The 15,066-nt window shown below is 73.3% G+C and carries 1 protein-coding gene; it reads right to left on the reverse strand.

Annotation, left to right across the window (positions count from 1 at the left end; translation table 11 throughout):
• Positions 1-121 precede the first annotated feature (121 nt).
• Positions 122-15,064, reverse strand: coding sequence for a type I polyketide synthase (locus OIU81_RS00635; RefSeq protein ID WP_329141957.1), 14,943 nt, complete (start codon positions 15,062-15,064; stop codon positions 122-124).
• Positions 15,065-15,066 lie beyond the last annotated feature (2 nt).

Below are 15,066 nucleotides of genomic sequence, written 5' to 3' on the forward strand. Positions count from 1 at the left end.
CGGCGGTGCGCTGTGCGGGAGCGCGGCCCGCGGACGGTGGCCCCCGGTACGTGCTCCGGACGAGACCGGCTCCGGCAGCCCTCGTCGGGCGGCCGGAGCCGGTGTGCGGGCGCTCAGCGCGTCATGATCCGCCGAGTTCCTGCTCGATGAAGTCGAACAGCTCGTCGTCCGACGCCTGGTCCAGCCGGCTCTCCAACGCGGTGTCCGGGTCCTCGGGAAGGCTGTCCAGCCGGTCCATGAGGCCCTGGAGCCGGCTGCGCAGCGCCGCCCGGGCGGCGGCGTCGTCCATGAGCCGCTCGGTCTGGGCCTCCCACGCGTCGAGCGGACCGGAGGCAGGATCGCCGGCGGCCGGCTGCTGTTCCACCGCGGCGGCCAGCCTGCCGAGCAGGTGGTCGGCGAGTGCGCCCGGTTCCGGGTAGTCGAACAGCAGGGTCGCGGGCAGCCTGGTCCCGGTCACGGTGGTGAGGCGGTTGCGCAGCTCGACGGCGGTCAGCGAGTCGAAGCCCAGCTCCAGGAAGCCGCGCTCGGGGTCGATCGCGTCGGCCGAGTCATGGCCCAGGACCAGCGCGGCCTGGCCCAGGACGGCATCGAGCACCGCCTGGTGCCGGTCCCGCTCGGGCAGCGCGGCGAGGCGGGTGCCGAGCGGTGCGGCGTCGGCGGCGGGCGCGGGGCCCGGCCGGCCGGCCGGGGTGCGGGGCCGCGTCCCGGTCAGCGACCGCAGCAGCGCGGGCACCTCCCCGGCCGCGGCCTGCAGCGCCGCCAGGTCGAGCCTGGCCGGGACGAGGAACGCCTCGTCCGCGGCGAGTGCGGCATCGAGCAACGCCAGCGCCTGGTCCGACGGCATGGGGCGCACCCCGCCCCGGGCCATCCGGTGCAGGTCGCTCTCGTCCAGCTTGGTGGTCATTCCGCTGCGTTCGGCCCACAGGCCCCAGGCGAGGGAGACGGCGGGCCGGCCGGCTGCCCGGCGGGCATGGGCGAAGGCGTCGAGGAACGCGTTGGCCGCCGCGTAGTTGCCCTGCCCGACGCCGCCGAAGGTTCCGGCGAGCGAGGAGAACAGAACGAACGCCGTGAGGTCGAGGTCGCGGGTCAGCTCGTCGAGGTGGAGGACGGCGTCCGTCTTGGCCCGCAGCACGGTGTCCATGCGGTCGGGCGTCAGGGAACCGAGCACCCCGTCGTCGAGCACGCCCGCGGTGTGGATGACCGCGGTGAGCGGGCGTTCGGCCGGTACGGACGCCAGCAGCCGGGCGGTGTTGTCCCGGTCGGCGAGGTCGCAGGCGACGATGTCGACCTCCGCGCCCAGTTCGCGCAGCTCCTTCTCCAGTTCGGGCATCCCGTCCGCGGTCCGCCCACGACGGCTGGCGAGCAGCAGGCCGCGCACGCCGTGGGCCGTGACCAGATGACGGGCCACGAGCCGGCCGAGCATGCCGCCGGCCCCGGTGATCAGTACCGTGCCGCCGGCGCCGAGGCCCCGGAACGGCTCGGCCGCGCGGGCCCGTACCAGGCGCGGCACCCGGGCGGTGCCGGCGCGCAGGGCGATCTCGGGTTCGCCGGTCGCCAGGGCGGCCGGCAGCGCGGCCGCGGAGGGTGCCGTGCCGTCGTGGTCGAGCAGGGCGAAGCGGCCCGGGTTCTCGGCCTTGGCGGTGCGGACCAGGCCCCAGACGGCGGACTGCGGCAGTCCGGAGACCGGCGCGCCGGCCCGGTCGGCCACGGCGTCGCGGGTGCACAGGACCAGCCGCGAGGCGCTGAACCGCTCGTCGTTCAGCCAGGCCTGCGCCACCTCCAGGGCGTGGTGCACGGCCCGTCGGGTGGCCTCGGCCGGGTCGCCCCCGGTCGGCGGGCAGCCGACGAGGACCGTTGCGGGCACCTCGGCCCCGGCGTCGACGGCCGCGGCCAGCGCGGACAGTTCCGCATACCGGGTGCCGTGCCCCTCGGGCAGCTCCGGTAGCCCGTCCGTGCCGAGGACCGCGTACGGCTCGGCCGGATGCCCGTGCAGCGCCAGGTCCGCCCAGTCCATCCGGTACAGGTCGGCCGACCTGGGTGCGGCGGCGGCCAGTTGGGCGGGGTCAACGGGCCGCAGGACGAGCGCCGGTATCGCGGCGAGCGGGGCGCCCGACGCGTCGGCCAGCTGCACCGCGTAGGTGTCGTCGGGCTGCCGGACGAGACGGACCCGCAGGGTATCCGGGTGGGCGGCCGGTGCCGCGGTGACCGCCCGGAAGCTGAACGGCAGTACGGCCCGTTCGGTGTCGGGGGCGGCCAGGGCGACGGTGTGCAGGGCGGCGTCCAGCAGCGCCGGATGCAGCACGAAGCCGTTGTCGCGGTACTGCTCGGGCAGGGCGACCTCGGCGAACACCTCGTCGCCCCGGCGCCAGGCGGTGTGCAGACCTCGAAACGCGGGGCCGTAGGCGAAGCCGTTGGCGGCGGTGCGCGCGTAGAGGTCGGAGACGTCGACCGGCTCGGCGCCGGGCGGGGGCCAGGCGGTGAGGTCGGCGGGTATCCCGGTCTCGGGCGGGCCGTCGGCGAGGGTGCCCTCGGCGTGCCGGGTCCAGGGCGCTTCCTCGTCCTCCGGGCGGGTCGCGGGGCGCGAGTGCACGGACAGCGCGCGGCGGCCCGTCGCGTCCAGGTCCCCGACGGTGAGCTGGAGCTGCACGGTGCCGTCCTCCGGGAGCACCAGCGGGGATTGCAGGGTGAGTTCCTCCACGTGGCCGGCGCCGGTCCGGGCGCAGGCCTGGAGGGCCAGTTCCAGGAATCCCGTGCCGGGGAAGAGCAGCGTGCCGTCCAGGGCGTGGTCGGCCAGCCACGGCTGGCGGCCCGCCGAGAGCAGCCCGGTGAACAGGGCGCCGTCGGAACCGGCGAGCGGCACGGCCGCGCTGAGCAGCGGATGGCCGGCGGCCTCCAGTCCCGCGGCGGAGACGTCCGTCAGGTCGGTGCCGGCCTCCAGCCAGTACCGCTGCCGCTGGAACGGGTAGGTCGGCAGCGGCACCCGCCGGGCGCCCGTGGGCGTGAGGTAGCGGTCCCAGTCCGGGCCGTGGCCGTGCAGATGCAGCTGGGCGAGGGCGGTGGTGAGCGACTCCGCCTCGTCGGTGTCGCGGCGCAGCAGCGCGCCGAGGGCGATCCCGTCCGTGGTGAGGCACTCGTCCGCCATGGCGGTCAGCACCCCGGACCCGAGGTCGAGCAGTGTCCGGGCGCCCAGTTCTTCCAGGGTCCGGGTCCCGTCGTGGAACCGGACCGCCTGCCGTACGTGCCGCACCCAGTAGGAGGGGCTGCACAGCTCCTCGGCCGTGGCCGGGCGACCCGTGACGTTCGACACGACGGGGACGGCCGGCGGCTGGTAGGCCAACTCGGCCGCCACGGAGGCGAATTCGTCGAGCATCGCGTCCATGTGGGCGGAGTGGAAGGCATGGCTGACCCGCAGCCGCTTGGTGCGGTGGCCCGCGGTGGTCAGCTGTCCGGCGACCTCGGTGACGGCGTCGTCGTCGCCGCTGAGGACGACGGCGGCCGGCCCGTTGACCGCCGCGATCACGACCCGCTCCTCGTATGGCGCGAGCAGTGGCAGGACGTCCTCCTCGGCTGCCTGGACGGACACCATGGCGCCGCCGGCGGGCAGGGACTGCATCAGCCGGCCGCGGGCGGCGACCAGGCGGCAGGCGTCGGCCAGGGAGAACACCCCGGCGACGTGTGCGGCGGCCAGTTCACCGATCGAGTGGCCGAGCAGCAGGTCCGGGTGCACGCCGTAGCTTTCGAGCAGCCGGAACAGGGCCACTTCGAGGGCGAACAGTCCGGCCTGGGTGTAGACGGTGCGGTCGAACAGTTCCGCGTCGGGCGTGCCGGGCTCGGCGAACAGCACCTCGCGCAGGGGCCGGTCGAGGTGGCCGTCGAGGTGTGCGCAGGCCGCGTCCAGGGCGTCGGCGAAGGCGTCGTGGGTCGCGTAGAGGTCCCGTCCGGTCCCGGCGCGCTGCGATCCCTGCCCCGGGAAGAGGAAGGCCAGCTTTCCGGGGCGGGCGCGGCCGACAGCGACCCTCGGGTGCTCCCGGCCCTTCGCGAACGCCCGGAGTGCCTCGGTCAGTTCACCGGTGTCCCGGCCGGTGAGGGCTGCCCGGTCCTCGAATGCGGTGCGCGAGGTGGCCAGGGACAGTGCGACATCGGCGGGCGCGAGCCCGGGGTTGCGGGCGAGGTGTGCGGCCAGCCGCCGGGCCTGGGCCCGCAGGGCCGTGGTGCCCCGTGCGGACAGCAGCCAGGGGACGACGGCCGCCGGAGCGGCAGCGCCCTCCGGCAGACGGTCCTGCGGCGCGGCGCCGGACTCGACGGCCACCGGCTCCGGCTCCGACTCCGGCGCCTCCAGGATCACATGCGCGTTGGTACCGCTGATGCCGAAGGCGGAGACGCCGGCCCGGCGCGGGCCGTCGCCCGGTGCCCACTCCTGCGGTTCACTCAGCAGCCGCACGTTCCCCGCCGACCAGTCGATGTGCGGCGACGGCTGCGCGGCGTGCAGGGTGCGGGGCAGCACGCCGTGCCGCATCGCCTGCACCATCTTGATGATGCCGGCGACCCCGGCCGCGGCCTGGGTGTGGCCGATGTTCGACTTGACCGAGCCGAGCCACAACGGGCGTTCCGCGGGCCGTTCCTGGCCGTAGGTGGCGAGGAGCGCCTGGGCTTCGATCGGGTCGCCGAGCTGGGTGCCGGTCCCGTGCGCCTCGACGGCGTCCACGTCGCCCGCGGCCAGGCCCGCATTGGCCAACGCCTGGCGGATGACGCGCTGTTGGGCCGGCCCGTTGGGTGCGGTCAGGCCGTTGGAGGCACCGTCCTGGTTGACGGCCGTGCCCTTGACGACGGCCAGCACCGGGTGCCCGCGCCGACGGGCCTCGGAGAGCCGTTCCAGCAGCACGACACCGACGCCCTCGGCCCACCCGGCGCCGTCGGCGTCCGCCGAGAACGCCTTGCAGCGACCGTCGGGAGCGAGCGCCCGTTGCCTGCTGAATTCGATGAAGGTCTGCGGCGTCGAGATCACGGTCACGCCGGCGGCAAGCGCCAACGAGCATTCGCCGGACCGCAGGGCCTGGGCCGCCAGATGCAGGGCGACCAGCGACGACGAACACGCGGTGTCCACCGTGACGGCCGGCCCCTCCAGCCCGAAGGTGTAGGCGATACGGCCGGATGCGACGCTGCTCGCGCTGCCCGTCGCCAGATATCCCTCCATGCCCTCCGGGGCGGTGTGCGCCCGGGAGCCGTAGTCGTTGTAGTTGGAACCGACGAAGACGCCGGCCGCGGTGCCCCGGAGCGCCTCCGGATCGATGCCGGCCCGTTCGATCGCTTCCCAGGAGGTCTCCAGGAGGAGCCGCTGCTGGGGGTCGATGGCGACCGCCTCACGCGGCGAGATCCCGAAGAACGCCGGGTCGAAGTGGTCGGCGTCGTAGAGGAATCCGCCGTCGCGGGCGTAGAAGGTGCCCGGCTTGTCGGGGTCCGGGTCGTAGAGCCGCTCGATGTCCCAGCCCCGGTTGGTGGGGAAGCCCGAGACGGCGTCGGTGCCCTCGTCGAGCAGCCGCCAAAGCTCCTCGGGCGAATCGGCCTGCCCCGGGTAGCGGCAGCTCATCCCGACGATGACGACCGGATCGTCATCGGCCGGAACGGCGGCCGCGGCCCGGTCCGCGGACTCCGGCTCCGCGCCGAAGAGGCCGTCGTGGAGGAAGGCCGTGAGCGCGGTCGCCGTCGGGTGATCGAACACCAGGGTGACCGGCAGCCGCAGACCCGTCGCCTCGGCGAGCCGGTTGCGCAGCTCGACCGCGGTCAGCGAGTCATAGCCCAGCTCGCGGAACGCCCGGTCGGCGGGGAGGGCGTCGGGGCGGTCGTAGCCGAGGACGGCGGCGGCCGCGGCCCGGACCTCGTCCAGCAGCGCGGCGCGCCGCTCTGCCGGTGCGTGTTCCCGCAGCCGCGCGACGAGCGGCGCGGCGTCGCCGCGCACCGTGGCCTCGTCCGCGTCCGCCCCGGCCGACGCCCGGACCTCGGGCAGCTCACTGACCGCGGCGACCTGCCGGGCCGGAGCCTTGCGCCAGTCGACGTCCGCGACGACCAGGAACGTCTCGTCCTCGTCCAGCGCCCTCTGCAGGGCGGAGACGGCCAGGTCGGGATCCATCGGCGGCACGCCGTCGCGGCGGAGCCGCAGGCCCAGTTCCTCGCTCACCAGACCGCCGCCGCCCCAGGCGCCCCAGGCGATCGAGGTGGCGGGCAGTCCCTCGGCGCGGCGCTGCAGGGCGAGTGCGTCGAGGCAGGCGTTCGCCGCCGCATAGCTGCCCTGGCCGGGCCCACCGAGCGTGCCCGCCATGGACGAGAAGAGCACGAACGCCGACAGGTCCAGGTGCCGGGTCGCCTCGTGCAGGGCGAACGCCGCCCCCGCCTTGGGCTCCCACACCGTCGCGGCGCGGTCCGGGGTGAGCTGGTCGATCACTCCGTCGTCGAGGACGCCCGCGGTGTGCACCACGGCCGTCAGCGGCTGCTCCGGCGGCAGGCTCCCCAGGAGAGCCGTCACCGCCGCCGGGTCGCCGACGTCGCACGCCCGCACGGTCGCCCGCGCCCCGAGCCCGGCAAGTTCCTCGACGAGTGCGTCGGCACCCGGCGCCTCGGGTCCCCGGCGGCTGACGAGTACGAGGTGTTCGGCACCGTTGCGGGCGAGCCAGCGGGCGAGATGCCCGCCCAGCGCACCCGTACCACCGGTGACCAGGACGGTGCCGCGCGGCCGCCAGCCCTCACCGGCCGGCCGGTCCGCGGGGAGCGACCGCAGCATCCGCCGGGTGAAGACACCGGAAGCACGCAGCGCCACCTGGTCCTCGCCCCGGTCCTGCGCCAGCAGGGCGACCAGCCGGCGCCCGGCCCGGTCGTCCAACTCGCCCGGCAGATCGACGAGTCCGCCCCACCGCTGCGGATATTCGAAGGCGGCGATCCGGCCCAGCCCCCACGCCATCGCCTGCGTCGGGTGGCCGACGGCCTCGGCCCGGTTGACCGACACCGCGCCACGCGTCGCACACCACAGCGGCGCGTCGATCCCGGCGGCACCGAGCGCCTGCAGCAGCGACGTCATCAGCACCAGCCCGGCCGGCAGGGACTCGGTGGCGATCCACGGCCGCTCGTCCAGCGCGGCGAGGGACAGCACCCCGGCGATCGTCCCGCCGGCCGCCCCCGCCTCGTCCCGCAAGCGCTCCGCGAGCCGTTCGCGGTCGGCGTCCTCGCTACCGACGACCAGGGTCCTGATGTCCGCGGCGCCCGACCGCAGCGCGCGGACGACGCCCTCGGCCACCGGGGAGTCCTGGTGGCCCTCCGGCACGACGACCAGCCAGGTACCGTCCAGGTCGGTGCGCTCGGGCTCCGGCTGGGGGCGCCAGACGATCCGGTAGCGCCAGCCGTCGACCGTGCTCCGCTGCTGCCGCTGCTTGTGCCACAGCGACAGCGCCGGCAGCACCTCGCGCAGCGCACCGTCGTCGGACAGCCCGAGCGTCTCGGCCAGGGTGTCCGTGTCCTCGCGCTCGATGGTCTCCCAGAAACGGGCATCTGCGGCATCGACGGGTCCCGAAGTGGCCGTACCAGCCGCGGCCTTGTGCGAGGCGAGCCAGTAGCGGCGGTGCTGGAAGGCGTAGGTGGGCAGCTCGACGACTGCGGGCCGGGGAGCGGCGAAGGCCGGGGACCAGTCCACCTCCACGCCGTTCACATACAGCTCGCCGAGGGAGGTGTAGAGCCGCGACAGACCACCGTCATCACGGCGCAGGGTCCCCGTCACCACCGCCTCGACCTCTGCCGCCTCGGCGGTCTCCTGCACCGGCATCGTCAGCACCGGATGCGGACTGACCTCCACAAACACCCGATGATCCGACGCCAGCAGCGCACGCACCGCAGGCTCCAGCCGCACCGTCTGCCGCAGATTCGTGAACCAGTACCCGGCACCCATCTCCGCCGTGTCCAGCCACTCCCCCCTCACCGTCGAAAAGAACGGCACCCCGGACGCCCTGGGCACCACCGGCGCCAACACCTCGAGCAGCTCCTCGCGAATCGACTCCACATGAGCCGAATGCGAGGCGTAATCCACGTCGATTCGACGCGCACGGATCTCACGCTCGCGGCACACGTCCATCAGCTCATCGAGCGCATCCGCGTCGCCGGAGACCACCACGGAGGTGGGGCCGTTGACAGCCGCCATCGAAATGCGACCGTTCCACGCCTCGACGAGGCCCGGGACCTCGGACGACGGCAGGGCCACCGACACCATCCCGCCGCGACCGGACAGCGCACGGATGGCCTTGCTCCGCAACGCCACCACCCGGGCGCCATCCTCCAGAGTCAACGCCCCGGCGACACAAGCCGCGGCAATCTCCCCCTGGCTATGACCGATGACCGCGGCCGGCTCCACACCATGAGCCCGCCAGACCTCCGCCAACGACACCATCACCGCCCACAACACCGGCTGGACCACATCCACCCGGTCCAGACCCGGCGCCCCCTCGGCCCCCCGCAACACACCACTCAACGACCAGTCGGTGAACGACTCCAACGCCGCCTCACACTCCGCCAACCGGCTTGCGAACACCGGCGAGGAGTCCAGCAACTCCACCGCCATGCCCATCCACTGCGACCCCTGCCCCGGGAAGACGAATACCGTACGGCCCGGGTCGCCCACCGGAGAGGTGGTCTTCACCTCACCTATCTTTGTGGTGAGTTCAGCGATATCCGAGCCGACGACCACCGCCCGGTGCTCGAACGACGACCGGGACGCCACCAGCGACCAACCCACCTCAGCCGGCGACCAGTCGCTGTCCACCACTCGCGATGCCAACCGCTCCGCCTGCGCCACCAACGCCTCGGCGGAACGCCCGGACACCACCCACGGAACCACCACACCCGAAGCCGACGACGGCGCGACGGCCTCTCCCTCACTCGGCTCCGCCTCCGCCTCCGCCTGCTTTTCCGCCTGCGTTTCCGCCTCCACCTGCTCCACGATCACATGCGCATTGGTCCCGCTCACGCCGAACGAGGAGATGCCCGCGCGGCGCGGACGGCCGTCTTCCGGCGTCCACGGACGGGCCTCGGTGAGCAGTTCCACCGCGCCCGACGACCACTCCACATGCGGCGACGGCTCGTCGGCATGGAGCGTCGCCGGCATTTCGCCATGGCGCAGTGCCTGCACCATCTTGATGACACCGGCCATTCCGGAGGCGGCCTGGCTGTGTCCGATGTTCGACTTGACCGAGCCGAGCCACAGCGGCCGGTCCGCCTCCCGCTCCTGCCCGTACGTGGCCAGCAACGCCTGCGCCTCGATCGGATCGCCCAACGACGTACCCGTACCGTGCGCCTCCACCACATCCACCGCACCGGCCGACAGACCCGCATTGGCCAGCGCGGCACGGATCACCCGCTGCTGGGACAGACCGTTGGGTGCGGTCAGACCGTTCGACGCACCGTCCTGGTTGACGGCCGTGCCGCGGACGACCGCCAGCACTCGGTGGCCGTTGCGGCGGGCGTCCGAGAGCCGTTCCACCAGCAGGACGCCGACGCCTTCGGCCATGCCCATGCCGTCGGCGGACGCCGAGAACGGCTTGCACCGGCCGTCCCGCGCCAGCCCCCGCTGCCGGCTGAAGCCCACGAGGCCGATCGGTTCGCTCATCACGGCTGCGGCTCCGGCGATCGCCAGGGAGCACTCCCCGGAGCGCAGCGCCTGCACCGCCAGGTGCAGCGACACCAGCGAGGACGAGCAGCCGGTGTCCAGCGTGACCGCGGGGCCTTCCAGCCCGAGGGTGTAGGAGATGCGGCCGGAGGCGATGCTGGTCACCGTTCCGGTGATGAGGTGCCCTTCCAGCCCTTCGGGAGCCTCGCCGTTGCCGTATCCCTGGTAGGCGGCTCCGAAGAAGACGCCGGTCGGGGTGCCCCGCAGCGTCCTGGGGTCGATGCCACCGCGCTCGATCGCCTCCCAGGAAGTCTCCAGGAGGAGTCGTTGCTGCGGGTCCATGGCGAGGGCCTCGCGGGGCGAGATCCCGAAGAACTCGGGGTCGAAGTCACCGGCTGCGTCGAGGAATCCGCCTTCGCGGACGTAGCAGGTGCCGGTGCGGTCCGGGTCCGGGTCGTAGAGCCCGTCGAGGTCCCAGCCACGGTCGGCGGGGAACTCCGAGATCGCGTCCGTCCGGTCCCGCACCAGCTGCCACAGGTCCTCGGGCGACTGCACGCCGCCCGGGTATCGGCAGGCCATGGACACGATCGCGATCGCGTCGTCCGCGGCCGGGGCGGCGGGGGCCACGGTTTCCGGGGCGGCGGCCCGTACGGGCAGCACGGCGCCGCCACCGGCACCGTGGCCGACCAGCGTGGTCTCCAGATGCCCGGCGAGCGCCTTCACGGTCGGATGGTCGAAGACCACGGTGGCGGGGAGCTTCAGTCCGGTGGCCGTGTTGAGCCGGTTGCGCAGCTCCACCGCGGTGAGGGAGTCGAAGCCCAGCTCGCGGAAGGCCCGGCCGACCTCGACCTCCGAGGTGTCCGCGTATCCGAGTACGGCCGCGACCTGCTTGCGCACGAGGTCGGAGACCTGCCGCTCACGTTCGGCGGGAACCAGCCCGGCGAGCTGGGAGCGGAGCGACTCGGAGGTGTTCTCGGCGGCGTCCGTGTCGGCCTCATCGGCCTCCAGTGCCCGCAGTACCTCCGGGACCTCGTGCAGCAGCGGGCGGCGGTGCGCGGCGGTGAAGACGGGGACGAAGCGTTCCCAGTCGATGTCGGCCACGGCGAGGAACGTCTCATCGTGGTCGAGCGCCTGCTGAAGTCCCAGGACGGCCAGGTGCGCCGGCATGAACGGGATGCCGCGCCAGCGCAGTTGCTCCTGGACGACATCGACGGCCATGCCGCCGCCTTCCGGGCTCCAGATGCCCCAGGCGATCGAGGTACCCGTCAGACCGCGGGCGCGCCGGTGTGCCGCGAGCGCGTCGACGTAGGAGTTCGACGCGGCGTAGGCCCCGTGGTCGCCGCTGCCCCAGGTGCCGGCGACGGACGAGTACAGCACGAACGCGTCCAGTCCGTCACGGTCGAAGAGCGCGTCGAGGTTGCGGGCACCGAGCAGCTTGGCGCGGGCGCCCTCGGCGAACTCCTCCAGTGTGGTGTCGGCGAGCGGCACGAGCAGACCGACGCCGGCGGTGTGCACGACGGAGCGGATGGCGGGGCCGTCGGACTCGACCTGGGCGACCAGCTCGGCCAGCGCATCGGCGTCCGTCACATCGCAAGCGGCGATGGTGACCCGAGCCCCCAACTCGGCCAGCTCGTCGCGGAGTTCGGCCGCACCCGGTGCGTCCGGGCCGCGCCGGCTGGTCAGCACCAGATGCTCGGCACCGTTACGGGCAAGCAGCCGGGCGGTGTGCGCACCCAGACCACCGGTGCCGCCGGTGACCAGCGCGGTTCCGCTGGTGCGCCAGGGGGTGGCCGGCTCGCCGCCGTCCAGTGGGGCACGGGTCAGCCGGCGGGTGAGGAGTGCGGAGTCGCGGAGGGCGAGCTGGTCCTCGTCCCCGCCCGCGGCGAGGACCCCGGACAGCAGGGCCGCCGCACGGTCGTCCAGCGCGGCGGGCAGGTCGACGAGGCCGCCCCACTGCTTGGGGTGCTCCAGGGCGAACACGCGGGCCAGGCCCCACACGGCTGCCTGGAGCGGGTGCCGGACCTCGTCGCCGGCGGCACCGGTGGCGGCGGACTCGGTCGTGAGCAGCCACAGCGGAGCCTCGACGGCGGCGTCGAGGAGCGCCTGCATCAGGGACACGGACTGGACAAGTCCCACGGTGACCTCGGGGTGCCCGGTCAGGGACCGCTCGTCCAGGGCGAGGAAGGAGACAACGCCGCTGGGGGCGCCGGTCGTGAGGGAGTTGCGCAGCTGGTCGGCCACGCCCTGACGGTCGGTGGTCGACTCCTCCAGGACGAGGAGCACGGTCTCGGCGCCGTTGTCCCCCATGCCCTGGAGAGTGGCGCGTACGAGGTCATTGTCCAGGTAGTCGGCGGGCACGACGACGAGCCAGGGACCCGCCAACTTGTCCTCTTCCGGCTCGGGTTGGGGCCGCCAGACGATCCGGTAGCGCCAGCTGTCGACGGTGCTCCGCTGCTGCCGGCCCTGCCGCCACGACGACAGCGCCGGCAACACCTCGCCCAAAGCACCCGAATCCGCCAGACCCAACGTCGCCGCCAGACCCTCCAGATCCGCCCGCTCCACCGAATCCCAGAACCGCACCTCCACCGGATCCACCACACCGGCCACCGCCGGCTGACCCGACTCCAGCCAGTATCGGCGACGCTGGAAGGCATAGGTGGGCAGCTCGACGACCTTGGCCCGACGAGTGGCGGCGAAGGCGGGCGACCAGTCGACGTCCACACCGTTCACATACAGCTCACCGAGGGAGGTGTAGAGCCGCGACAGACCACCGTCATCACGGCGCAGGGTCCCCGTCACCACGGCATCCGCACCCGCCGCCTCGGCGGTCTCCTGCACCGGCATCGTCAGCACCGGATGCGGACTGACCTCCACAAACACCCGATGATCCGACGCCAGCAGCGCACGCACCGCAGGCTCCAGCCGCACCGTCTGCCGCAGATTCGTGAACCAGTACCCGGCACCCATCTCCGCCGTGTCCAGCCACTCCCCCCTCACCGTCGAAAAGAACGGCACCCCGGACGCCCTCGGCACCACCGGCGCCAACACCTCGAGCAGCTCCTCGCGAATCGACTCCACATGAGCCGAATGCGAGGCGTAATCCACGTCGATTCGACGCGCACGGATCTCACGCTCGCGGCACACGTCCATCAGCTCATCGAGCGCATCCGCGTCGCCGGAGACCACCACGGAGGTGGGGCCGTTGACAGCCGCCATCGAAATGCGACCGTTCCACGCCTCGACGAGGCCCGGGACCTCGGACGACGGCAGGGCCACCGACACCATCCCGCCGCGACCGGACAGCGCACGGATGGCCTTGCTCCGCAACGCCACGACCCGCGCGCCATCCTCCAAGCTCAACGCCCCCGCGACACAGGCCGCCGCGATCTCCCCCTGACTGTGCCCGACGACCGCAGCCGGCTCCACACCATGGGCCCGCCAGACCTCCGCCAACGACACCATCACCGCCCACAACACCGGCTGAACCACATCCACCCGGTCCAGACCCGGCGCCCCCTCGGCCCCCCGCAACACACCACTCAACGACCAGTCGGTGAACGACTCCAGCGCCGCCTCACACTCCGCGAACCGGCTTGCGAACACCGGCGAGGAGTCCAGCAACTCCACCGCCATGCCCATCCACTGCGACCCCTGCCCCGGGAAGACGAACACCACATCGACGTCGCCCTCCAGGACTCCCGCGTCGCCGACCACCGCACCGGCGGGTGTCTCGCCCTCCGCCACCGCACGCAGTCCGGCGACCAGTGCGTTCTGGTCGGATCCCACCACCACGGCCCGGTGCTCCAGGGCCGCACGCGAGGCCACCAGCGCATGCGCCGTGTCCGCCGGCGGCTGTCCGGCGGTCTCCGCCCACGACGCCAGTCGGTCTGCCTGCGCGCGCAAGGCCGTCGCGGATCGCCCGGAGACCACCCAGGGCAGCGCGACGGGCGCCGCGTCCGCTGCGGGAGCGGCCGCCGCGGGAGCGTGCTCTGCGGGAGCGTCCTCTGCGGGCTGTTCGTCGGCCGGTTCCTCCGCCGGTGCCTGTTCGAGCAGGACATGGGCGTTGGTGCCGCTGCCGCCGAAGGACGAGACACCGGCGCGCCTGGGTGCTTCGGTCTCGGGCCATGCCGTCTCGTCGGTGAGCAGACGGACGTTCCCCGTCGACCAGTCGACATGCGGTGAGGGCGCGTCGACATGGAGCGTCGCGGGCAGGACGCCATGGCGTATCGCCTGGACCATCTTCATCACTCCGGCGATGCCGGAGGCGGCCTGCGCATGCCCGATGTTCGACTTGAGCGAGCCGAGCCACAGCGGCCGGTCCGCCTCCCGCTCCTGCCCGTACGTGGCCAGCAACGCCTGCGCCTCGATCGGATCGCCCAAGGACGTACCCGTACCGTGCGCCTCCACCACGTCCACCTCGCCGCCCGACAGACCCGCATTGGCCAGCGCGGCGCGGATCACCCGCTGCTGCGAGGGACCGTTGGGTGCGGTCAGACCGTTCGAGGCGCCGTCCTGGTTGACGGCGCTGCCGCGGATCACCGCCAGTACCGGGTGGCCGTTGCGGCGGGCCTCCGACAGGCGTTCCAGGAGCAGGACGCCGACACCTTCGCCCCATGCGGTGCCGTCGGCGGCCGCGGCGAACGGCTTGCAGCGGCCGTCGCGTGCGAGTCCCCGCTGCCGGCTGAACTCCACGAAGTTCCGTGACGAGGACATCACGGTCGCTCCGCAGGCGAGCGCCATCTCGCACTCGCCGTGCCGCAGCGCCTGGATGGCGAGATGCAGGGCGACCAGCGAGGACGAGCACATGGTGTCGACGGTGACGGCCGGCCCCTCCAGCCCGAAGCTGTAGGCGAGCCGGCCGGAGAGCACGGCTGCCGAGCCTCCGGTCAGCAGATGGCCCTCGACGCCCTCGGGGGCGGTGCTCCCGTCGGCGGCAGCGGCGTAGCCCTGGTTGCTGGACCCGACGAAGACGCCGGCGCCGCTGCCGCGTACCGATGTCGGGTCGATGCCCGCGCGCTCGAAGACCTCCCACGAGGTCTCCAGGAGGAGCCGCTGCTGCGGGTCCATCGCGAGGGCCTCGCGCGGGGAAATCTCGAAGAAGCCGGCGTCGAACTCCGCGGCGTCATAGAGAAAGCCGCCCTGGCGGACGTAGCTGCTACCGGCCCGGTCGGGGTCCGGGTCGTACAGCTTGTCCACGTCCCAGCCGCGGTCGGTCGGCATGGGCCCGATGGCGTCGGTGCCTTCGGCCACCAGCCGCCACAGTTCCTCCGGAGAGGCCACTCCTCCCGGGAAGCGGCAGGCCATGGCGACGATCGCGAGGGGATCGTGCTCCCGCGACTCCACCTCCTGCAGCCTGCGGCGGGTCTGCCGCAGGTCCGTGGTGACCCGCTTGAGGTAGTCGCGGAGCTTGTCCTCGTTGTCCATGT

Origin of the sequence: Streptomyces sp. NBC_01454, assembly GCF_036227565.1 — a bacterium.
Classification (GTDB): domain Bacteria; phylum Actinomycetota; class Actinomycetes; order Streptomycetales; family Streptomycetaceae; genus Streptomyces.

What these genes read in the sequence shown, in the direction of transcription:
- OIU81_RS00635 (WP_329141957.1), bottom strand. Translation starts at nt 15,064, where the DNA reads ATGGACAACGAGGACAAGCTCCGCGACTACCTCAAGCGGGTCACCACG.